Here is a 21,782-nt window from a genome sequence, read left to right as displayed (position 1 = left end):
GGAGATCAGCAGGCGCCGAGGTCCTGCCAGACGCCCCACTCACCGGTGGTGCCGGGCTCCTCGTTCTGCGTCCACCACTTGGCCTTCCAGTTCTTGCCCTTGTGCGAGACCAGGGTGCCGCCGTTGTAGACGGTGCCCGCCGCGTACGCCGGGTTGGTGCAGCTACCGGCGGGCGGCGTGGTCGGCGGGGTCGTGGGCGGAGTGGTCGGAGGCGTGGTCGGCGGAGTGGTCGGAGGGGTCGTCGGCGGCTGGGTGCTGCCGCCGAGGGCGTCCGAGATCTGGTTCAGCAGCGTGATGTTGTTGTCCAGGCCGAGCAGGGAGTACATCATCGCGCCGCCCAGGCCGCGCTGCTTGCCGTAGTCCACGCGGGCCTGGATGGACTTCTGGTTGAGGCCGGTGAAGAACTCGCCGTCCTTGTAGAAGTACGAGGACTTGGCCTGGTCGTCCCAGAAGGTGGTCGCCGGGTTGTCGACGATCCCGCCGAGCTCCTTGTAGTGGGCGATGCCGGCCTGCTGGCTGAGCGGGCGGGCGCCGGAGCCACCGGTGGCGGACTGGGCGAGGCCGTTGGCGGCACCCGCGGGGACGCCCTTCCAGCCGCGGTAGTAGAACTCGTAGCCCAGGGTCAGCTTGTTGGCGGGGAAGCCGCCCGCGATCCCGTAGGTCGGGTTGCCGTCGATCCAGGAGTCGATGGCGTTGTCGATGCTGTACTTCTCGGTGCCCGGAGCGATCGGGTCGGTCGGGTCGTTGGCACCCGAGTACAGCGGCGACTGGTGGTACGTGGGCCCGTCGCCGTCCCAGGCGCCGTGCATGTCGTACGTCATGATGTTGGCGTAGTCCAAGTACTGGCCGATCTTGTCGGTCTCGATGTACTTGATCTTGTCCTGGCCGGCCGGCATGGCCGCGGTCAGCATGTACTTCTTGCCGCCGTTGGCCGCCCCGTACTCGTTGAGCTGCTTGCGGAACTCGGCGAGGAGCAGCGTGAAGTTCTGCTTGTCCTCGGGGCCGTAGTGGTTGCCCAGGTGGCCGCCGGAGGAGCCCGGGTACTCCCAGTCGATGTCGATGCCGTCGAAGATGCCCGCCGCGGTACCGGCGCCACCGAAGCCGCCCTCGACCGGGAGGTTGCCCTTGAGGTACTGGTCGATGCAGGAGGAGACCAGCTTCTTGCGGGAGGCGTCGGTCTTGGCCGCGTCGTGGAAGTACTTGGAGTACGTCCAACCGCCCAGCGAGATGTTGATCTTCAGGTGGGGGTACTTGGCCTTCAGTTCCTTGAACTGGTTGAAGACGCCCACGATCGGCTGGTCCCACTTGTCGGCGACGCCGTCCACGCTGTCGGCCGCGCTGAAGGACTTCTGGTAGTCGGCGTACGAGTCGCCCGCACCGTCACCCGCGTTGGGGTTGTTGTCGTCACCGGCGGCCTTGTTGGCCATGAAGCAGGTGAGGTTGGTGGGGTGGATGTTGCCGAACGAGTAGTTGATGATGTCCAACTTGCTCGCTATGCCACGGGTGTCCAGGTGCTTCGGGTAGAAGGCGTTGCCGTAGACGCTCCACTGGTCGTAGTACGCGATGCGCACTCCGCCGGATGCGGCGGTGGTGGAGGCGTCGGCTGCCTGTGCGGTGGTGAGTCCTGCGAAACCTGCCAGTGCTCCGGCGGCGAGCCCGGCGGTGGCGAGAGCCGCCACGAGCGGTTTACGGATGTGCATGAACTTCCTCCGGAGTGCGGGAGGGGCGGGGGGTCCACGTGTTGAGGAAAGTGATAGCCGTCACCCGAGGACCCCGTCAATGGTTCAGTCCAAAGAAGGACTAGACCAGTCTCAGAGCAAAACGGCATGTCAGGGACGTGAGCGCACATCAGAAACCGCCCGCCACCCCCGGTGACGAGCGGTTTCGTTGATCTCTCGACCATCCCGCGGGACAGGTTTCGGCAACAAACCAGCCAAACCCCGTTCGCACCCCGTTGGCCGGTCAGGCACCCCCTCCGGGCAGGCCGTACACATCTGCGACGAGCTCGTAGGAACGCAACCGGGCAGCGTTTCCATGGACGTTGGACGTGAGCATCAGCTCGTCCGCCCCGGTGCGCGCGAGCAGACCCCCGAGCCCGGCCCGGACCTGTTCGGCCGTGCCGTGCACCACGTTGCGCGTCCAGTCCGCCACGAACTCCCGCTCCACCTCCGAGTAGGGGTAAGCCTCCGCCTCTTCCGGGCCGGGCACCAGACCCGGGACGCCGCGACGCAGCCGCAGCATCGACAGCGCCCCGGTGAGCACCTGCCGGTACGCCTCCCGCTCCTCGTCGGCGGCCAGTACGGCCACCCCGATCAGGGCATAGGGGGCGTCCAGGACCGCGGAGGGCCGGAAGGACCGCCGGTACAGGTCCAAGGCGGGCACGGTGTTGGCCGCCGAGAAGTGGTGGGCGAAGGCGAAGGGCAGGCCCAGCTCCCCGGCCAGCCGGGCGCTGAAGCCGGAGGAGCCGAGCAGCCAGATCGGCGGCCGGCCGGTCCCGAGGCCCTGCACCGGTCCGGGCACCGCGTGGATGCGGGCGTACGGGTGCCCGTCCGGGAAGCCGTCGTCGAGGAAGCGGACCAGCTCGGCGAGCTGCCGGGGGAAGTCCTCGGGCCCGTCCTGGCCCCGGCCGGGCCCGCGCAGGGCCGCCGCGGTGCCTCCGTCGGTGCCGGGGGCGCGGCCCAGGCCGAGGTCGATCCGGGCCGGGGCCAGCGCCTCCAGGGTGCCGAACTGCTCGGCGATGGCGAGCGGGGCGTGGTTGGGCAGCATCACCCCGCCGGAGCCGAGGCGGATCCGGTCGGTGTGGGCGGCCAGGTGGGCCAGGATCACCGCGGGCGAGGAGCTGGCCACTCCGGGCATGGAGTGGTGCTCGGCGACCCAGTGGCGGTGGTAGCCGCGGCGCTCGGCGAGGCGGGCCAGCTCCACGCTGGTCCGCAGGGACGCGGCCGCGCTGCCGCCGGTGCCCACGGTGACCAGGTCGAGGACGGACAGCGGGACCGACGCGGAGCCCTGCGCGCGGCCGCGGATGCCGTGCGGGTCCGCGGCGGGGTCCGGGGCCCGGTCCGCGGTGGGGGTGGCCGGATCCGGGCCCCCGGGGGCGGCTCCGCCGCGCGCGGGTCCGGCGGGGGCCCGTTCCTCCGTTCCGGGGGCGTCCGGTCCACCCGGTCCGGCCTCCTGGCTGCCCGTTCCGTCCTGCCGTCCTGCGTCCTTCGCCTGCACCGTGCCGCTCCCGTCCGTGGTCGAGCCCGTCCGAACAATCCTTGCGAAGGGGTCGAACAGGGACGGGCCGCCGCCCATTCCCCCCGGGCACCTCCCGCACGGCGGTGACCTTGGCATATGCCGGGGGCGAGGGCGGTTCCAGGACGATGTGATCGAGCCATCGAACTCTTCAACAGCCGTGCCGCGCGGCGGGCTTGGTGGTTATCGTGGAAGTGGAAGCGCTGACTACCTGCCCAGGGGGGACCGTGGCGCTGAAGCCCGAGCCGACCGCGCCGTTCCATTCGGTGCAGTACGCACTCCGCGTACTCGAAACGATCTCGCGGCACGCGGGCGGGGTCTCCGAGCCACAGGTCGCCCGCGAGACGGGCCTCCCGGTGGGCCACCTGGCCCCGATGCTGCGGATGCTGCGCCGCGAGGGGTACGTGCTGGAGGTGGCGGACGGGGCCTACGCGATAGGCGACTCCCTGCTGCTGCTCGGCTCCGGCCCGGACCGACAGCGGGCCCTGCGGGACAAGCTCCAGGAGAACCTCGACCGGCTGCGGGACTCGCTGGGCGCGGCCGTCTACATCAGCCGGTACCTGGACGGCGAGGTGCGGATCACGCAGGTCGCGGACGGGCCGCGGGCCCCGAAGGTGCACGAGTGGGTGGACTTCCGCTCGGCGGCGCACGCGAGCGCGGTCGGCAAGTGCCTGCTCACGCAGCTGGACCGGAACGGTCGCCGGGACCACCTCGCGCGGCACCGCACGGCCCGGCTGACCTCGCGGACGATCACCGACGAGCGGGTGCTGTTCTCGCAGCTGGACGCGCAGCCGGCGACGGTGCCGGTGCTGGACCTGCAGGAGTACTCGCTGGGCACGGTGTGCGCGGCGGTCCCGATGACGGCGGGTGCGGCGGTGGGCTGCGTGGCCCTGTCGCTGCCGGTGTCGGACGTGTACCGGTTGCGGTCGGCGGCGGACACCCTGAACCGGCGGGCCGCCTCGCTGCTGCTGTCGCTGACGCTCTGAGGCCCCGACCCGTCGGGCGGGCGCGCGGGCCCGCCTCCGTCCGGAGACCGGCCGTCCGGCCCGGAAAGCACTTCGGGCGGTTCCCGGTGAACCGGAAACCGCCCGAAGATCAGGTGCGCCGCCAGGGACTCGAACCCCGGACCCGCTGATTAAGAGTCAGCTGCTCTAACCAACTGAGCTAGCGGCGCCTGCTGACAGAGAAAATACTACCCGGTCCCCGGGGGTGCTCGTGACCACCCCACGGGCGGGCCGCGCCGGGGCCGCCCTCACCCGGCCGAGGAAGGCCGCAGGTCAGCGCTCCAGCAGCGCGGCGCGGCCCTGGTCCCGGTAGCGGGCGAGCAGGGCGGCGAGGTCGGCCGGCGCGAGGGGGCGCAGGGCCTCGGTCCCGGGCGGGCGCCACCAGACGGGGTCGGGGGCCGCGCCGGGGGCGGGGGCGGGGCGGAAGCCCTCGCGGCGCAGGGCCACCCGGTGGATCTTGTTGGTGGCGGTGACGGGCATGGCGGGGACGATCCGGAGGTAGGAGGGGGACATCTTGGTGCCCAGGTCGGGCTGGGCGGCCAGGAAGGCGGCGAACCCCTCCGGGTCGAAGACCTCGCCGTCGCGGAGGGCGAGTGCGGCCATCACCTGGTCTCCGGCCACGGGGTCGGGGACGGCGTACACGGCCACGGCGGCGGCGCGCTCCCAGCGGGAGAGGATCTCCTCGATCATGGCGGCGGCCAGGTTCTCGCTGTCCACGCGGAGCCGGTCGTCGGTGCGGCCCGCGAAGTAGAGGTAGCCCTCCTCGTCGCGGTAGAAGAGGTCGCCGGTCCAGTACCAGCCGCCGCGGAGCCGGGCGGCCTCGGCCTCCGGATTGCGCCAGTAGCCCTCGAAGGGGCTGCGGCCGCGGTTGACCAGCTCCCCGATGGCCCCGGCGATCCCGTGCAGGGTGCCGTCCGGGCCGCGGCGGGCGGGCGGGCGTTCCCGGCGGGTCTCGGGGTCGACCACGGCGAGGTCCTCGCCGGGGGCGGCCCGGCCGAGGGCTCCGGGCGGGGTGCCCGGGGTGCGCCGGAGGGCGGCCCCGCCCTCGGAGGAGCCGTAGCCCTCGACGAGGGGGACCCCGAAGCGGGCGGCGAAGCGGGCCGCGTCCACGGCTCCGGCCTCGGTGCCGAAGCCCCGCCGGAGCCGGTGGTCGCGGTCCTCGGGGCGGGGCGGGGTGGCGAGGAGGTACTGGACGGCACGCCCGACGTAGGTGAAGTAGGTGGCGTCGAAGGCGCGGACGTCGTCGAGGAAGGCGGAGGCGGAGAACCGGCCGCGCAGGGCCACTCCGGCCCCGGCGGCCAGGGCGGGGGCCCAGGCGGCGATGACGGCGTTGCCGTGGAACATCGGCATGCAGACGTAGTGGACGTCCTCGGGGACCACGCGGAACTGCCGGGCCAGCGAGGCGCCCGCGGCGGCCAGTCGGCCCTGGGTGCACAGGGCGGCCTTGGGGGCGCCGGTGGAGCCGGAGGTGAAGTAGAGGAGGAGGGTGTCGCGGGGGCCGGGTCCGCCGCGGCGCAGCACGGCCTCGCCGGGGCGGGCGTCCTCGTAGGGGGCGAGGAGGGCGGCGTACTCCTCGGTGCCGGTGACGAGGATCCGGACTCCGGGGAGCTCCAGGCCGGCGAGGAGGGGCAGGTGGCGGGGTTCGGTGACGAGGATCCGGCAGTCGGTGTGTAGGACGTCGCGGGCCAGCTCGGGTCCGCGCCGGGTGGGGTTGATCCCGGCGACGGCGGCCCCGGCGAGGGCCGCCGCGCCGAGCCAGCACGGGAACTCGGGAGTGTTGTCGAGCAGCACCCCCACGTGCGGGGAGGCACCGCGCGGCAGCAGGTCGGCGAGGAGCGCGGCGCGGGCGGCGGACGCCCGGGCGGCCTGGTGGTGGCTGAGCGAGACCGTGTGGTCCCGCAGCCCCGTCCGGTGGTCATCCCACCGGCGGGCGATCAGCTCCGCGACGGTCCGCGGCGCCTCCGCCCGTGTCGCCCGGTCCGCCGTCGCCCCCGCTGCGCTCCCCATGCTGCCGCACGGTAGCTGACGGAGCGTCAGAACTGAACGTCGGAGCAGGAGTAGAACGCCATCGGGGTGTCGTTGACGGTCCACACGGCGAGGATCATGTGCTTTCCGGCCTTGCCGGAGGGCATGACGCCCTGGTGCACGGTGGTCATCGCGGGGCGGGCGCCGTTGTAGGCCACCGTGAAGAAGGGCGCGGGCTCCAGGGCGGCGCGGGTGAGCGGCTTGGTGGAGTCCCAGCCGTTCTTGGTGATGTAGTAGCGGAAGTCCGTGGTGGAGTGGTTCGCGGTGAACTGCCAGCGGAAGTTGTAGCTCTGGTTGGCGTACACCTGGGTGGCGGGCCAGTTGCCGCCGCGCGGGTCGTCGAGCTGGGCGAACTCGGAGTGGCCGCCCGCGCAGATCTTGCCGTCGGCGGGACCCGCGGCCGGGAAGCCCTTGAAGCCCTCGACGCTCTGGGGCTCCCACTGGATCGGGCCGCAGTCACTGACCGCCTTGGTCTGACAGAGCTTGCTGCGGCTGATGGGCTGGTCGATGTAGCCGTGGCTCTGGGCGGTCGGGGCCATGGCGATGCCGGCACCGACGAGGACACCGAGGCCGACGCCGGCGGCGGTCGCACGACGGCCCGGGGGCTTGGGCATACGGAAGAGGCGCATGTTGCTCCTTGGGGCGTGGGGGGAGTACCTGGGGAGGGGCGCGCGCATTTCTTAGGTCTAGACCAAGTCCCAGACTATGGACATGAGTTGTCCATGTCCAGACCAATGTGCGAACGGCCGGACCCCGGCTGTTTCCGGGGTCCGGCCGTGCATCCGCCCGCGCGGTACGGGAGTTGAAGGTGCGAACGAGGGGGCCCGAGGGCCGCTCCCTCAGTCCTGGCGGCTGGTGCAGAAGGCCACGGTGAGGTCCTTCACCAGCGCCTTCCGCTCGTAGTCGTCGAGCTCCACCAGCCCCCGCGAGGTCAACCGACCCACCGTGTCGTGCACGGCGTCCACCACCGAACTCAGCACGCTGTCGCGGTGCCTGGCGTCGATCACGGCGATCCGGCGGCGCTGCATCGCCGCCGCGACCTCCGGCGCGTACTCGATCCGGGTGGGCTGCGCCGAGAACACCTCGATCCCCACGGCCTCGGTCTCCGCGGCCAGCATCCGGGTCAGGTCCGCCCCGACCGCCTCCGCGTCCCGCAGCGTCGGCCCGTCCTCCTCGAAGGCGTCCGCCGGCAGCCGGGACAACACCCGCGCGGTCGCCGCCTCCACCTGCTCGGCCAGGTACTCGGTGTGCTCCTCCACGGCCAGCGCCGCCCGAGCGGTGTCCCGGACCTGCCACACCACCTGCACCACCACCCGCAGGGCCAGTCCCGTCGCGTCCACCGCGGGCATCGGCTCGCTCCGCCAGTGCCGCAGCCGCACGTCCACCCGGCGGCGCAGCAGCAGCGGACTCACCCACACCAGCCCGGTGCGACGCACCGTGCCCCGGTACCGGCCGAACAGGGTCAGCACCCAGGCGTGACCGGTCCGCCCCCGACCCAACCCACCGAAGGCCAGCAGCGCCACCACACCCAGCACGCCCAGCAGTCCCAGCGCGGGCCAGTCGGCGGCCCCCAGCCCGCCGAACGGCCGGGGCTCCAGCCCCAACAGCCCCTCGGCCCGCCCCGGCAGCACCCCGGACCGGACCGCCACGACCCCCCAGCCGGCCAGCGCGGCCAGCCCCGTCAGCACCCCCGCCCCACCGGGCAGGGCCGGCCCCCGGCACTCCCGCAGCCTCGGGTCGGCGGGCGGCGCGGTCCGCCGCGGCGCCGCCGGCACGGGATCGCGGCGCGGCGAGGACCCGGGCCGGCGCGGCGGCACCGGCACCCGCACCGCCTCCGCCGCCGAACCGTCCCCGAACACCAGCCGGACCGGGATCCCCGCCACGGCGTCCGGATCCGGCACCCACGGACGCATGCCCGGCCCCGGGATCCCGCTGTGCGCCCGGGCCGGCACCGGCGCGGGCGGGTCCCACGCGTCCCCCTGGAGGTCGTACGCCTCCTCCCGGCCCTCCGCCGGGTACGTCTCGGACGCGGCCCAGGGCTCGATCCCGGGCTCGATCTCGGGAGCCGTCCGCGGCTCGGCCTCCCGATCGGTCTCCGGATCGGCCTCCGGATCGTCGTCGCGCTCCAGCTCCAGGGCCCAGTCCGCGCCCCACTCCACCCCGGCGGCACTCGCCCAGGGCTCCGTCGGAGCGGCCACGGCCGTGACGACCACCGGGTGCGGCTCGGGCGCCCGCGCCGGGGCCGGCACGGGCGCGACGGCGGCCGGGACGACGGGGGCGGCCGGGACGGGCACCCAGGCCGCGGGGACGCCCACCACCACGGGCCGCGCCGCGGCGGGAGCCGAGGCCGGAGCAGGAGCCAGGGCCGGAGCGGGGGCCCCCTCGGGCCCGGTGGCCGGCGCGGTGAGCCGCGCGACGGCCTCCGCGGCGACCGGCTCGACACACGGGCCGGCCACCGCCCGGGGCGGGCAGGTGAAGGGGAGCATCGTGCCCGTGGTGGTCGTGGTGCTCATGGGGAACATGCCTGCCTCCGTCATGCGAAGAGCCTCCGCCAGGTCTCGGGTCCCGGGTATCCGTCCGCCGCCGCGCCCCGCCAGCCCAGCGCCCGCTGGAACGCCTCGGTGTTGCGACGGTCCGCCTCGCCCCAGGTCTTCCCGGGGCCCTTCGTGTAGTGCTTGCCGAAGCCCTTGCGGACCAACTGCCGCCCCAGCGCCTCGACGGCCGGATGACTGCTCCCCGGCCGGAACACCGCCGCCCCCGGGTACGCCGGCGCCTTCACGGTCGGCGTGCCGGATCCCGTCGGGGCGGCCGGGATGCCCCGGCCCTGCTTCGTCACCAGCAGCCGCCAGGTCGCGGGGCCGGGCAGGCCGTCCGCGTCGGCCCCGGTCCAGCCCTGGGCCTGCTGGAAGGCCCGGGTGGCCCGGCGGTCAGCCTCGGTCCAGCGCGTCCCCGGCCCGTCGGGGTAGAAGCGGGCCGCGCCGCGCGCGACGAGCATCGTGCCCAGCCGCTTCACGTACGGGTTCGAGGCCCCCGGCCCGAAGGCACCGCGGCCCGGGTACGCCGTGCCCGGACCGGGGCCGGGCGCCGGAGCGGGCGCCGCCGGCGGCTTCGGCGCCGGGGTCGGCGCGGGGACCACCGGGGACGGGGCGGGCGTCTCGGGGACCGGTTCGGCCACCACCCCGGACAGCCCCGTGTAGCGGTACGGGAGGTACTTCGCCGCGTTGTTCCAGTACCCGTACGGGGTGGCCTGCTTCCGGGTGTGCGGGCGGGTCTGCTCGTAGGCCGTGTAGTACGTGCGGGTGTGGTCGGTCCAGCCGCCGAAGATCGTGACGTGGGAGCCCGCGCTCGGATCGGCCGGGTTGTGGAAGAGCAGGATGTCCCCGGGCTGGAGCTGCTCCTTGGTGATCCGGACGGCGTACCGGTCCAGACTGCCCGTCCACTCGTTCGTCCCCAGGTCCCAGGCCATGGAGACGAAGCCGGAGCAGTCCTGGCGGTAGCCGTCCGTCCAGTAGGTGCTCATGCTGTACGGCACCTTCGCGTCCAGCCAGCGCCGGGCCCGGTTGATGATCGTGGCCCGGTCGGTGCGGCGGACCCCCGGCGCGGTGGCGGGGCCCACGTCCGGGGCGGCCGGTCCGGAGCCCGGGGCGGGCCGCGGGCCGTGCAGCGAGCCGGGGGTGCCCTGCGGGGTGTCCTCGGCCGTACCGGCGGGAGCGGGCGCGGGGGCCGGGCGCACGGGATCGGGACCGGGGGTGTGCGGCGCCCCGGCGGCGGCCGTGCCCGCGCCGCCGAGCACCACGCCCGCGGCCGTGACCAGCACCAGGGCCTGCCGGGCGGTGGGGGCCGCGGTCCGGGCCGCCGCCCGGCGGGCCGTCCGCTGCGCCACGCAGCCGGGGCAGGGGCAGTCGCCCGCGGGCGTGTACTCCCGGAAGACCGGGGTGGGCATCGGCGGCGTCGTCATACGGTCCGTCCACTCCCCTGAGGGCTCGTCAGCTGCGTTGCGGCCATCACACATACTGCACGCAAAACCCATCTAAGATGGGTTAATCAGACAAGCCGGGCGTGGCTGGTCACGAGCACCTCCCGACGTGGGGTAGAGTTTTCTCTGTCAGCAGGCGCCGCTAGCTCAGTTGGTTAGAGCAGCTGACTCTTAATCAGCGGGTCCGGGGTTCGAGTCCCTGGCGGCGCACAGACGGAAGAAGCCCCTCACGGCGACGTGAGGGGCTTCTTCGTGTGCGCGGGGCGGCCCGCCGGCCGGGCCACGGGGCGGGCACCGGGACGCCGGCCGGGAGCGGAGTCCTCAGACGGACGCGCCGGGCGAGGGCTTCGCTCCTCCGGCGGGTCCGGTCATCACCCCGGTCAGGTAGGCGGAGACGACCACGTTGGCCGTGTACGCGTGGGTGGCCCGGTCGTAGCGGCCGCCGCAGGTGATGAGCCGCAGTTCGGCGCGGCCCGCGACCCGGGGCCCGTACACCTTGGCCGGGTCGAAGCGGTCCCTTTCGTGGACCCGGACCTCCTCCACCGTGAACTCGGCCACCGCCCCGTCGGAACGGGCGACCCGGACGGTGTCCCCCGGCTTCGCCGAGCTGAGCCCGTAGAAGACGGCCGGTTTGGAGCGGGTGTCCACGTGCCCGACCAGCAGGGCGGCGCCCGCGGCCCCCGGGCGGGTGCCGCTGCCGTACCAGCCGACCGTGCCGGGGCTGTCGTACGGCGGCGGGTCGATGGCCCCGTCCGCGTCGAGGCCGCGGGACACCACCGGGGCCTGGACCCCGAGGGCGGGCAGGTCCACCCGCTCGGGGGCGGCCGCGCCCGGCAGCGGGGCGTGCGGGGCGGGCAGGCCCGGTACGGCGGCGGCACCCGCCGCGCCGGTGTCCCGCCCCGGGACCCCCGTGATCTCCCGGCCCCACAACCACAGTCCGAGCACCAGCACCGCCCAGGCCGCGCCGGTGAGGAGGCGGCCGTTGCCCGTCGCGCGCGGCTCAGCCGCCATGGCCCGGGCCCGTCACTCGCCGCTGCGGCGGCGCCGCAGCCGGACGGCGCGGCCCGCCACGGCCAGGGTGGCGGCGCAGGCCAGGACGGCGCCGATCACCGTGTGCGGGAGTCCGGGGCCCTCGTCGCGGGCGTCCCGGGCGGCGGTCTGCCGGAGGGCGTCGGCCTTGTCCCCGGTGGCGAGCTCGGCGGCCATCCCGCCGCCGCCCGCGTGCACCGGCCAGATCGGGGACGGGTGGTGGGTGGGCCGGTGGGTGGGCTCGTGGTGGACCACCTGGATGCTGCCGGTGGCCTTGGCGTCGCGGCCGTCGCAGGTCACCTGGATCGAGTACCAGCCGGGTTTGGCCCCGGAGCGGATCATGGCCTCGCCGTAGAGCGGGTTGCCGCCGCCGTCGCGGCCCGACAGGTGGGCGTCGGCCACGAACACCGGGGACTTGGCGGCCCCGGTGGTGCCGTCGCAGCCGTTGACCCGCAGCTCGATCTGGGCTCCCGGCGAGGCGGTGGACGGGGTGGCCCAGACGGTGCCGCGGTGTTCCTCGGCCGACAGGGCGGTCGGGGCGGCCGTGAGGACCAGGGCGGACGCGGCCACGAGCACCGCGGCGGGCCCGGTGGCACGGAGAGCGAGCAGATCAGTGCGCATCGTGAAACCTCCTGGTAGGAGGTTCACGCGTGGGCGGGGGCGGCGCATCCCGGCAGGCGCGCGGCTGACCCGTACGGGTCACCCCGGCACCCGCCCGCGGACCGGGCGGGCGCCTTCGACGGGCGGCCGGCGTCAGATGCGCTCGACGAGGTCCGCGATGGAGTCGACCGTCTTCGAGGGGCGGTAGGGGAACTTGTCGATGTCCTCGACGGTGGTCAGACCGGTGAGCACCAGGAAGGTCTGCATGCCCGCCTCCAGGCCCGCGAGGACGTCGGTGTCCATGCGGTCGCCGATCATGGCGCTGGTCTCGGAGTGGGCGCCGATCGCGTTGAGCCCGGTCCGCATCATGAGGGGGTTGGGCTTGCCCGCGAAGTAGGGCTTCTTGCCGGTGGCCTTGGTGATGAGGGCGGCGACGGCGCCGGTGGCCGGCAGCGGGCCCTCGGTGCTGGGGCCGGTCTCGTCGGGGTTGGTGCAGATGAACCGGGCGCCGGCGTTGATGAGCCGGACCGCCTTGGTCATGGCCTCGAAGCTGTAGGTGCGGGTCTCGCCGAGGACCACGTAGTCCGGGTCGTGGTCGGTCAGGATGTAGCCGATGTCGTGCAGGGCGGTGGTCAGGCCTGCCTCGCCGATCACGTAGGCGGTGCCGCCGGGGCGCTGGTCGTCCAGGAACTTGGCGGTGGCCAGGGCGGAGGTCCAGATGTTCTCGACGGGTACGTCGAGGCCCATCCGCTGGAGGCGGGCCTGGAGGTCGCGCGGGGTGTAGATGGAGTTGTTGGTGAGGACCAGGAAGGGCTTGCCGGATTCGCGCAGCTTCTTGATGAACTGGTCGGCGCCCGGGATGGGGGTGCCCTCGTGGATGAGGACCCCGTCCATGTCGGTGAGCCAGGATTCGATCGGCTTGCGCTCTGCCACGGGACTGTCCTCTGCTCTGCGGTACTAGACCTCTGGGGACCTCTGGTCTGTACCACCCTATCGGGGAAGACCGGGGGGCGCGTGCGGCGTCCACGGCCCGGACCGAGGGGGCGCGGGCCGGTCCCGGGAAGGGTTCCGGGGCCGCTCCCGGGGGCGTGCGGGGCGGTCCGCGCACGGGTGCGGGAAGGGTCCGCGGGGATGGCGGGGCGGGTGCGTGCGGTCGCCCCGCCACCCCCGGGCGGGGCTCAGCCGAGGGTCACGTCGTCCACGGCCCAGAACCAGTTGTTGTTCCCGGCGTACCGGAAGCGGACCTGCGCCTCGCGGGCCCCGGCGGGCACCTGGAGGGAGACGGTCTCGGTGCGGGCGAGGGCGTCGGCGGCGTGGGTCTTCACCACGGTGGCGGGGCCGCCGTCCCAGGAGACGAGTACCTGTGCGGTCTGACCGGCCTCGTGGCGGTAGTGGGAGCGGTACCGGAGGGTGGCCGTGGCGCCGCCCGTCACCTGGTACTTCGGGGTGACGAGGCTGGAGTCGAAGGTGCCGGTGTGGGGCTTGTCGTCCCACTCGTCGGAGTCGGCGACGGCGAACACGTCACGGGAGCGGACGTTGGACTCGCGCCACTGGTCGCGCTGGGAGGCGGTCCAGAACTCGTCGGTGGCGAAGGACCAGCCGGCCCACTCGGTGACGCCGCCGGCGCCCATCTTGGAGTTGTCCACGGCCCAACCGGTGGGCGGGGTCTTGGTGAAGCCCTTGGTGGTGGCGGGGATCCCGGTCTCGTCCACGCGGGTGCGCAGGGCCGGCCGCAGGGTGTCGAAGGCGTCCCCGACGGGCGTGCCGAGCGGGGCCCCGTCCAGGCCGGTGGTGCTGACGCCGACGTGCTGGAGGGCGGTGGCGGCGACGTCGGCGAGGCGGACGTCCTCACGGACCGAGCCGGCGGGGATGCCCGCGCCCTCGGCGAGGACGAAGGTGCCGCGTTCGGCGAGGGTGGAACCGCCGTGGCCGCCGGTCGCGGTGTGGCCGTGGTCGGTGGTGACCAGGATCCGCCAGTCCTCCTGCCCGTAGTTGGGTCGTTCGCGGACGGCGGTGAGGAGCTGTCCGACGAGGGCGTCGACGCGGGCCACGGTCTCCAGGTACTGGGCACTGGAGGCCCCGTAGGAGTGTCCGGCGGCATCGATCTCGCCGAGGTAGACGAACGTGGCGTCCGGGTCGGCCCCGCGGAGTTCGGTGGCCGCGGCCGCGGCCACCTTCGGGTCCTCGGTGCGGTAGCCGTCGCGGTCGCCCTTGAGGGAGAGCCGCTTGTCGACCTTGGCGGAGAAGATGGGGCCGTTCTGGTCGGTGGAGGTGATGGGCTCCCAGTCGGCCGCCGCGTACGTGTCCAGGGAGGGGACGGCGTTCTCGATGCGGGTCAGGAAGTCCGGGTACGCGGTGTAGTTCTTGCCGGTGAAGGAGTTGTCCTTCACCCCGTGCTTGTCGGGCCAGACGCCGGTGGCGATGGTGGACCAGCCGGGGCCCGAGGAGGTGGCGGCCATCGGGTTGGCGTAGAGGTTGCTCTTCGCGGTGAGACCGCGGCTCATGATGCCCTTGAGGTGCGGGGCCTGGGCGGCTTTGACGCGGTCGAGGACGGCGCCGTCGAGGCCGATGACCAGCACCTTCGGGGTGGTGGCCGCGGCGGCGGAGCCGCTGGTGGACGCGGCCGTGGCGGGCTGCGCGAGGGTGACTCCGGCCAGCAGGGCGGCTGCGGCGGTGGTCACGGCGAGGGCGCGGCCGGGCAGGACAGTGGGCACGTACTCCTCCAGGAGCAAGTGGGAAGGGGGGACGGGGCGGGGGTGCGGCCGGGCCCTGCGGGAGTGTTCCCGGGCCCGGTGAAGCGGGAGTTGACGGCCGGCGGCGGTTCAGCTGCCGGTGGCGGTCTTCCAGGCGTCCACGTAGGCGGGGAGGTTGGCGTCGATGTCGGCCCAGTCCGGTTCGAAGACCTCCACGCCGGCCATCAGGCGGGTCAGGGCGACGGCGTTGGCGTCGGTGGGCTTGATGTCGGCGCGGGCGGGGAAACCGCCGCCGACCTCGCTGACGAGGCGCTGGGACTCCTCGCCGAGCAGGTGGTCGAGGAGCTTGCGGCCGTTCTCGGAGTGCGGGGCGTCGGCGACGAGTCCGGCGGCGTAGGGCAGGGCGAAGGTGGTGGGGCGGCCGCCCTCGCGGGCCGGGAACCAGATGCCGAGGTTCGGCATGGACCTGGACTGGGCGAAGTTCATCTGCACGTCGCCGTTGGCCACGAGGAGTTCGCCCTTGTCGGTCTTGGGGGCGAGCTTGCTGGTGGACGAGGACGGGCCGACGTTGTTGGCCTGGAGCTTCTTCAGGTAGGCCATGGCTGGCTCCTTGCCGCCGAAGTCGTGCATGGCCTTGATGAGCACGGCGGTGCCGTCGCCCGCGACCCCGGGGGTGGAGTACTGGAGGCGGTCCTTGTAGCCGGTGTCGAGCAGTTCCTCCCAGGTGCGGGGGGCCCGCGGCAGCTCCTTCTTGTTGTGGACGAAGCCGAAGTAGTTGTTGACCACGGAGGTCCAGGTGCCGTCGGCGGCCTTGTCACCGCCCTTGACCCGGTCCGAGCCCTGGGGCCGGTACTTCTCGATGAGGCCCTTGCCGGCGGCCTGCTGGATGAAGGGCGGCAGGGTGATCAGGACGTCGGCCTGGGTGTTGGTCTTCTCGCGCAGGGCGCGCTGGACCATCTCGCCGGAGCCGCCCTCCACGTACTTCACCTCGATGCCGGTCTTCTCGGTGAAGGAGGCGAAGACCTTGTCGTACCAGCCGTCGCCCTTCTCGCCCTTGAGGCCGTCGGCGCTGTAGACGGTGACGGTCCCGGCGCCCTCCGCGCCGTCGGCGGAGCCGCCGCAGCCGGTGAGGGCGCCGGCGAGGAGGGTGGTGCCGAACAGGGGGACGGCCGCGGCGCGGAGGACGCGGGTGCGGGAGGCGCGGGTACGGGTGCGGGGGGTGCGGGGCGGGAGCGGCATGGGGGTCCTTCGGAGGAGGGCGGGTACGGGGCGGGAGCGGGGGGTGGGGCGGGAGCGGGGGGTTCGGGGGGTGGGTTCGGGGCGGCGCGGAGCGGGCCCGGGGCGGACCTGCGGTACGGGCCTTCGGTACGGGCCGAGGTGGGTGCGGGGTGGTGGCGGGTGGGCCGGGCCGGTCAGCGGTAGGAGGCGCGGGTGCGGATCCGGGAGACGGCGAGGAGGACCAGCACGGTGGTGGCCATGAGGACCACGGCGAGGGCCGAACCGCCGAAGAGCGAGCCCCGGTCGGTGGCCGTGAAGATGCGGACCGGCAGCGGCAGCCAGTCCGGCGGGTAGAGCATCATCGTGGCGCTCAACTCGCCCATGGACAGGGCGAAGCAGAGCCCGGCGGCGGCGTTGAGCGACGGCAGCAGCAGCGGCAGCCGGACCTTCCACAGCACCCGGGCGGGCCGGGCGCCGAGGCCGGCGGCGGCCTGTTCGTAGGCCGGGTCCAGGCGGTCCAGGGCCGCGGAGACCGACTGGTAGGCGAAGGCCGTCACGAGGACGGTGTGGGCCAGGACCACGATGGGGGCGGTGCCGTTGAGCAGCAACGGGGGCCGGCTGAAGGCCACGAGCACGGCGAGGCCCACGACCACCGAGGGGACCGCCACCGGCAGCACGAACAGGGCGTCCACGAGGCGCCGGCCGCGACGGCGCAGCGCGGCCGCGGCCATCGCGGCCCAGGTGCCCAGGGTGAGGGCGAGGAGGCTGGCGGCGACGGCGGTGGCCAGGCTGGTGGTGAGGGCCTGGAGGGATTCGCCTCGGACGGCGGCTTCGTAGTGGGCGGTGGTCGGCCCCGAGGGCAGCACCCCGGACCAGTTCGTGGCGAAGGAGGCCGCCGTGATCACGAGCAGCGGCAGCGCGAAGAGCGGCAGGAAGAGGAGGAGGAAGAGGGCCCAGACCGTCCAGCGGCCCGCCCGGCTAGGCACCAGCACGCTTGCTCACCACCCGGTAGAGGCCGAACAGGCCCACGGAGATCGCGATGTTGACGACGGCGACCACGCAGGCCGCGGGATAGTCGGATTCGAGGATGGCCTTGCCGTAGACGAGCATCGGCAGGGTGGTGACGTCCTTGGCGCCGGTGAACAGCACGATCCCGAATTCGTTCAGGCACATGACGAGGACGAGGCTGCCGCCCGCGGCCAGGGCCGGGCGGGCCTCGGGCAGGATCACCCGGCGGATGATCCGGCCCGGTCGGGCGCCGAGTCCGGCGGCCACTTCCAGCTGCGCGGTGTCCAGTTGGGAGAAGGCGGCGAGCAGCGGGCGCATCACGAAGGGGGTGAAGTAGGTGATCTCCGCGAGGAGCACCCCCCACGGGGTGGAGAGGAAGCGGAACGGACCCTCGGAGCCGGTGAGTTCCGTCCAGGCGCCGTTGGCGAGCCCGGTCGTGCCGTAGACGAACAGCAGGGCGAGGGTGATCAGGAAGGACGGGAAGGACAGGAACACGTCCACGAACCGGGCCACCGCGCGGGCTCCGGGGAACGGTACGAAGGCGATGACGAGCGCGAGGGCGAAGCCGAGGACCAGGCAGCCGGCGGTGGCGCCGAGGGCCAGCCACACGGTGGTGCCGAGGGCCTCGCGGAAGGCGGTCGAGGAGAACACCCGGGCGTAGGCGGCGAAGGGGCCGCCACCGCCGTCCGGGGTGAAGGACTGCCGGACCAGCAGGGCCAGCGGGTAGAGGAAGGCGACGCCGAGGACGGCCAGCGGGGGCAGCACCCACAGCCACCGGGGCAGCCGCTCGGCGAACGGGCGGGGGCCGGGATCGGGACCGGCGGCGGGCCCCGGGGCACGGTCGGCGCCGTGGTGGGCGCCGCGATCGGTGGCGGGCGCCGGGGTGCGGCCGGGGCCGTCGGGGAGGGGCGCGTTTCCGTCGGTGGTGGCGGGCGGGGCTCCGGTCCTAGCCATCACCCACCCCCGCGGCCAGCAGTACGGCGTCCCCGGGAGCGAAGTGCAGGGTGACCTCCGTGCCCAGTGGCGGGGTCTCGCGGAGTTCCGGCAGGTCGGCCTTGACCCGGTGCCCGGCCACGTCGACGTACAACCGGTGGGTGGCGCCCCGCCACTGCACCTCGGCGATCCGGCCGCGCAGCGCGTTGGGGCCCTCGCCGAGGCCCAGGCGGTGCGGACGGACGCACAGGGTGGCGGTGGAGCCGGGGGCGGCCCCGGCCGTGTCGAGGGCGAGGCTGCGGCCGTCGAAGACGGCGGCCCCGTCGGCCACCGTCACGGGCAGCAGGTTCGCGTTGCCGACGAAGGAGGCGGTGAACTCGCTCCGCGGGTTCCGGTACAGCTCCTGCGGGGTCCCGCAGTCCTGGAGCCGGGCCCGGTCCATCACGGCGATCCGGTCCGCGAGGGTGAGGGCCTCCACCTGGTCGTGGGTGACGTACAGCATGGACACCTCGGGGAGTTCCCGGTGCAGGCGGGCCAGTTCGGCGAGCATCCCGGAGCGCAGCCGGGCGTCCAGCGCGGACAGCGGCTCGTCGAGGAGGAGCACACCGGGGCGGATGGCCAGGGCCCGGGAGATCGCCACCCGCTGCTGCTGACCGCCGGACAACTCCCGCGGGTAGCGGCGGGCGTACCCGGCCATGCCGGTCATCTCCAGGGCCTCGGCGACCCGGCCGGGGATCGAGGCCCGGGGCGCCTTCTGGGCGCGGAGTCCGAAGGCCACGTTCTCGTCGACCCGCAGGTGCGGGAAGAGGGCGTACTGCTGGACGACCATGCCGATGCCCCGCCGGTGCGGGGGCAGGTCCGTGACGTCCCGGTCACCGATCAGGATCCGGCCGGAGGCGGGGCGCACGAACCCGGCGACGGCGCGCAGGGCGGTGGTCTTGCCGGAGCCGGAGGGGCCGAGCAGGGCCACCACCTCCCCGGGGCCGACGGTGAGGTCCAGGGAGTCCAGGACGGTGGTGCCGTCGTAGGCGACCGAGACGGAGTCGAAGCGGATGCCGCTCACGGGGTGGTCCCGGGGGCCCCGTCGGACCCGGCTGCCCGCTCGGACCCGTCGACCCGCTCGGCCGTGCCGGAGGTGTCGGAGCCGCCGGGGGTGCCCGAGGTGCCGGACTCGAGACGGGCGAGGAGGTCAGGGAGGGCGGCGACGGAGCCGAGCACGTGCGTGGCGCCGTGTGCCTCCAGCCGCTCCCGGTCGTGCGCCCCGGTGAGCACGCCCGCGACCACTCCGGCACCGGCCCGGGTGCCGCTGAGCATGTCGTAGGCGGTGTCCCCGGCCACCGCGACCTGCCGGACGTCCTCGGCGGCCCCGGTGCGCAGCAGGGCGGCGAGCACCAGGTCCGGGTAGGGGCGGCCGCGGCCGGCGTCGGCGGGGCAGAGCGCGAGGGGGACCAGGTCCCGCCAGCCCAGGGCGTCGAGCAGGGCGTCCTGGGTGGTCCGGGAGAAGCCGGTGGTGAGGACCACCGTGCGGCCCTGCTCCCGGAGGCGTTCCACGGTCTCGCGGGCCCCGGGCAGGGCTTCGACGAGGCCGCCGGCCACGAGTTCCGCGTACGCCTCCTCGAAGGCGGAGTTGGCGCTCCGGGCGGCCTCCTCCGAGCCGTACAGGTGACGGAAGACGGAGATCTTCGACTCGCCCATGGTGGCGCGGACGTACGCGAGTTGAGCGGTGTGCTCGGGGGTGCCGGTCTCCACTCCGAGGTGGGCGGCGGCGCGGGCGAAGGCCCGCTCGACCAGACCGCCGTCGGAGACGGTGGTGCCGGCCATGTCGAGGACGACGAGGGGGTGGAAGGGGGTGGGGATCCCCCGGGTGGGTACGGCCGCGCTGGTGTCGGGCACGGGGGCTCCTGCCGTGGTGTCGGGGTCGGCGTGCGGGGTCACGTGGGGATGGGTGTCCGTGGCCAGGCGCGTGTCCGTGGTCGCGTCGGGGTTCGTGGTCATGGGGTTCACCAGCCCAGGTCGTTCGCGGTGGTCTCGGCGATGGCGGGCGAGCAGGTCATGCCGCGGCCGCCGGGCCCGGTCACGAGCCAGACGCCTTCGCGGACCTGCTGGCGGTGCACCACCCGGGTGGTGTCGGTGCACTGGGCGTAGACCCCGGCCCACCGCCGCCGGACCTTGGGCAGCGGGCGGCCGAGGAAGCCCTCGACCACGCGCGCGAGGTGCTCGTACGGCTCCTCGGTGGTGTCGAAGGCGAAGGGGTGCTCGTACTCGTGGGTGTCGCCCACGGTGAGTCCGCCGTCGAGCCGCTGCACCATGAGCAGTTGAATGTGGTGCGCGGCGGCCACGGGCTCCTGCGCCTGATCGGCGTCGAGCCGGTCGAGGGCGGGGCCGCGGTAGGCGGGGTAGTAGCGGAAGCTGTCGGCGTCGGCCACGGAGGTGGTCAGGGGCTCGCCGAGGGGTTCGGTCTGCATCATCTGGAGGCGGACCCGGCGGACGGGGAGCTCGGGGGCCAGTTCGCGGACGAGTCCGGACAGCCAGGCACCGGTGGCCAGGATGACGGCGTCCCCGCGGTGCACGTCGCCGTGGTCGTCGCGGACGGCGGCGGTGCCGACCACCTCGCGGACCTCGCGGCCGGGCAGGAAGGTGTAGCGGCCGGAGGCGGCGAGCCGCTCGCGGAGGGCGAGTTGGGCGGTGCGGGGTTCCACCGCGGCGTCCCGCTCGCACCACAGGGCGGCCTCGAACTCCCCGCGCAGGGCCGGGTTGAGGGCGCGGGCCTCGGCCGCGGTCACCAGGCGGTGGCCGCGCTCGGCGGCGTCCGGACCGGCCGCGGCCGCCTCGGCCACCGCGTACTCCCGGGCGGTGCGGACCGGGGTCAGGGACCCGTTGGCCCGGAAGCCCAGGCCGGGCACCTCGGCCCCGATGGCCTCCCACAGGGTGCGGGCGCGCAGGGCGGTGGCGAGTTCCTCACCCCGTGCCCGGCCGCTCACCCACACCTGGCCGAAATTGCGCAACGAAGCGCCGCGGGCCTCGGCCTCGCGCTCGATCTGTACGACCTCGTGGCCGCGCTGGACTGCCTGCCAGGCGTGCATGGTGCCGACCACGCCGCCTCCGACGACTATGACTCTCACGCCGGAAACGGTCCTCTCGGGCCGTGTCCCGGGAGGAGCCGGCCGGGAACGGGTCGGTGAACAGCCCCCGACGATTGGACCAGACCCGTTATCTTTCTGTGATCAAAAGGAGGTGAGGGAGGGGCGATTCGAGCGCTATGTGTCGGTTCAGTCGTGGCGGAGGTGGGTCGTGAAGCTGAACCGGTCCCCACGGTAGAGCGAACGGACCCGTTCCAGCGGGCGGCCCTCACCATCGCGGGAAACCCGGTGGATGAGCAGCATCGGCAGGGCCGGCGGGGTGCCGATCAGCAGGGCCTCGCGCGGGGTGGCGAGGACGGTCTCCAGCTTCTCGTCGGCGTCCCCGAAGGAGATCCCGAGCCGTTCCCGGAGGTACCCGTAGAAGGAGGAGTCCGGCTGGAAATCGACGTCCAGGCGGGGCACCCGCTCCACCCGCACGTAGGTGCTCTCCAGCCCGACCCGCTCGTCGTCGGCGAGCAGCACCCGCTCCAGGTGCCAGACCGGCTCCCCCTCCGCGGCGCCGATCGCGGGGGCCAGGGCGGCAGGGCAGGAGAACCGCTCCAGCCCGATGAGGCTGCGGCCGGGACGACGTCCCTGGCGACGGACCCCCTCGGTGTAACTGGCCAGCGACAGGGGCTGCTCCAGCTTCGGCCCGGCCACCACGGTGCCGCGCCCCGCCCGCCGCAGCCGGCCCTCCAGCAGCAGCTCGCGCAGGGCCTGCCGGACGGTCTCCCGGGAGACCTCGTACCGCTCGGCGAGGTCCCGCTCGGTGGGCAGGGACCCGCCCTCGCCGAGCGCGTCGATCAGGTCCGAGACCCGGGCCTTGACCGCGTAGTACTTGGGGATCCGGCCGTGCTCGGGGATCCCGGAGCGCACGGGCGCGCCGGGGCTGTGTTCAGTGGCTTCCACCCGGGGGACTCTACGGGCCGCAGGTGACGGGACC

At 74.0% G+C, this 21,782-nt stretch carries 18 protein-coding genes and 2 tRNA genes; 2 read left to right on the top strand and 18 right to left on the bottom strand.

Annotated features, from left to right (window positions below; all coding sequences use genetic code 11):
- Positions 1-5 precede the first annotated feature (5 nt).
- Together ABTZ17_RS07465 and ABTZ17_RS07460 are read right to left on the bottom strand one after the other, a co-directional pair.
- Positions 6-1,700 (bottom strand): glycosyl hydrolase family 18 protein, encoded by a 1,695-nt coding sequence (locus ABTZ17_RS07465; RefSeq protein ID WP_352194557.1) that lies wholly within the window; start codon positions 1,698-1,700, stop codon positions 6-8.
- A 262-nt stretch (positions 1,701-1,962) separates the two neighbouring features.
- Positions 1,963-3,024, bottom strand: a complete 1,062-nt coding sequence (locus tag ABTZ17_RS07460) for an LLM class flavin-dependent oxidoreductase (RefSeq protein WP_352194585.1) — start codon at positions 3,022-3,024, stop codon at positions 1,963-1,965.
- 437 nt (positions 3,025-3,461) lie between these two features.
- Here ABTZ17_RS07460 and ABTZ17_RS07455 point away from each other — a divergent pair, with 437 nt between their 5' ends.
- On the top strand, positions 3,462-4,220 hold the full coding sequence (locus ABTZ17_RS07455) for an IclR family transcriptional regulator (protein WP_352194556.1): 759 nt from the start codon (positions 3,462-3,464) through the stop codon (positions 4,218-4,220).
- 114 nt (positions 4,221-4,334) lie between these two features.
- Here the strand turns inward: ABTZ17_RS07455 and ABTZ17_RS07450 are convergent.
- The 5 genes from ABTZ17_RS07450 to ABTZ17_RS07430 all read right to left on the bottom strand — a co-directional run bounded on the left by ABTZ17_RS07450 (position 4,335) and on the right by ABTZ17_RS07430 (position 10,206).
- Positions 4,335-4,408, bottom strand: a tRNA-Lys gene (locus ABTZ17_RS07450).
- Positions 4,409-4,511: 103 nt separating this feature from the next.
- On the bottom strand, positions 4,512-6,245 hold the full coding sequence (locus tag ABTZ17_RS07445; protein ID WP_352194555.1) for an AMP-binding protein: 1,734 nt from the start codon (positions 6,243-6,245) through the stop codon (positions 4,512-4,514).
- A gap of 26 nt (positions 6,246-6,271) precedes the next feature.
- Positions 6,272-6,892, bottom strand: coding sequence for a lytic polysaccharide monooxygenase auxiliary activity family 9 protein (locus ABTZ17_RS07440; protein ID WP_352194554.1), 621 nt, complete (start codon positions 6,890-6,892; stop codon positions 6,272-6,274).
- Between the two features lie 210 nt (positions 6,893-7,102).
- A complete protein-coding gene (locus ABTZ17_RS07435; protein WP_352194553.1) occupies positions 7,103-8,800 on the bottom strand; it encodes an SPFH domain-containing protein in 1,698 nt (565 codons plus the stop codon).
- Entirely contained in the window at positions 8,797-10,206 is a 1,410-nt protein-coding gene (locus ABTZ17_RS07430; RefSeq protein ID WP_352194584.1) for a peptidoglycan-binding protein, read from the bottom strand. The genes ABTZ17_RS07435 and ABTZ17_RS07430 overlap by 4 nt, the downstream gene beginning before the upstream one ends.
- Before the next feature lie 169 nt (positions 10,207-10,375).
- Here ABTZ17_RS07430 and ABTZ17_RS07425 point away from each other — a divergent pair.
- Positions 10,376-10,449, top strand: a tRNA-Lys gene (locus ABTZ17_RS07425).
- Between the two features lie 111 nt (positions 10,450-10,560).
- Here the strand turns inward: ABTZ17_RS07425 and ABTZ17_RS07420 are convergent.
- The 11 genes from ABTZ17_RS07420 to ABTZ17_RS07370 form a co-directional block, all read right to left on the bottom strand.
- Positions 10,561-11,250 carry a class F sortase gene (locus tag ABTZ17_RS07420; RefSeq protein ID WP_352194552.1) on the bottom strand — a complete coding sequence of 230 codons (690 nt, stop codon included), beginning with the start codon at positions 11,248-11,250 and terminating at the stop codon, positions 10,561-10,563.
- Positions 11,251-11,262: 12 nt separating this feature from the next.
- Positions 11,263-11,889 carry a hypothetical protein gene (locus ABTZ17_RS07415; RefSeq protein ID WP_352194551.1) on the bottom strand — a complete coding sequence of 209 codons (627 nt, stop codon included), beginning with the start codon at positions 11,887-11,889 and terminating at the stop codon, positions 11,263-11,265.
- Between the two features lie 132 nt (positions 11,890-12,021).
- A complete protein-coding gene (locus ABTZ17_RS07410; protein WP_352194550.1) occupies positions 12,022-12,801 on the bottom strand; it encodes an HAD-IIA family hydrolase in 780 nt (259 codons plus the stop codon).
- Between the two features lie 245 nt (positions 12,802-13,046).
- Positions 13,047-14,582, bottom strand: coding sequence for an alkaline phosphatase family protein (locus tag ABTZ17_RS07405; protein WP_352194549.1), 1,536 nt, complete (start codon positions 14,580-14,582; stop codon positions 13,047-13,049).
- 108 nt (positions 14,583-14,690) lie between these two features.
- Positions 14,691-15,800 (bottom strand): 2-aminoethylphosphonate ABC transporter substrate-binding protein, encoded by a 1,110-nt coding sequence (locus ABTZ17_RS07400; protein ID WP_352194548.1) that lies wholly within the window; start codon positions 15,798-15,800, stop codon positions 14,691-14,693.
- Positions 15,801-15,973: 173 nt separating this feature from the next.
- The gene (locus ABTZ17_RS07395; protein WP_352194547.1) at positions 15,974-16,771 is read right to left on the bottom strand and encodes an ABC transporter permease; all 798 of its coding nucleotides are present in this window, start codon (positions 16,769-16,771) and stop codon (positions 15,974-15,976) included.
- Positions 16,758-17,741 carry a 2-aminoethylphosphonate ABC transporter permease subunit gene (locus ABTZ17_RS07390; protein WP_352194546.1) on the bottom strand — a complete coding sequence of 328 codons (984 nt, stop codon included), beginning with the start codon at positions 17,739-17,741 and terminating at the stop codon, positions 16,758-16,760. Before ABTZ17_RS07390 ends, ABTZ17_RS07395 begins: the two co-directional genes overlap by 14 nt.
- Entirely contained in the window at positions 17,734-18,783 is a 1,050-nt protein-coding gene (locus tag ABTZ17_RS07385; RefSeq protein WP_352194545.1) for an ABC transporter ATP-binding protein, read from the bottom strand. The genes ABTZ17_RS07390 and ABTZ17_RS07385 overlap by 8 nt, the downstream gene beginning before the upstream one ends.
- On the bottom strand, positions 18,780-19,655 hold the full coding sequence (locus ABTZ17_RS07380; RefSeq protein ID WP_502994618.1) for a phosphonatase-like hydrolase: 876 nt from the start codon (positions 19,653-19,655) through the stop codon (positions 18,780-18,782). The genes ABTZ17_RS07385 and ABTZ17_RS07380 overlap by 4 nt, the downstream gene beginning before the upstream one ends.
- A gap of 65 nt (positions 19,656-19,720) precedes the next feature.
- A complete protein-coding gene (locus tag ABTZ17_RS07375) occupies positions 19,721-20,842 on the bottom strand; it encodes a TIGR03364 family FAD-dependent oxidoreductase (RefSeq protein ID WP_352194544.1) in 1,122 nt (373 codons plus the stop codon).
- A 147-nt stretch (positions 20,843-20,989) separates the two neighbouring features.
- Positions 20,990-21,748, bottom strand: a complete 759-nt coding sequence (locus ABTZ17_RS07370) for a GntR family transcriptional regulator (RefSeq protein ID WP_352194543.1) — start codon at positions 21,746-21,748, stop codon at positions 20,990-20,992.
- Positions 21,749-21,782: the final 34 nt, after the last annotated feature.

This window comes from Streptomyces sp. NPDC097619 (genome assembly GCF_040302735.1).
Classification (GTDB): Bacteria; Actinomycetota; Actinomycetes; order Streptomycetales; family Streptomycetaceae; genus Streptomyces.
Note: the sequence above shows the minus strand (reverse complement) of the source record. Positions and strands in the feature narration are given on the sequence as shown.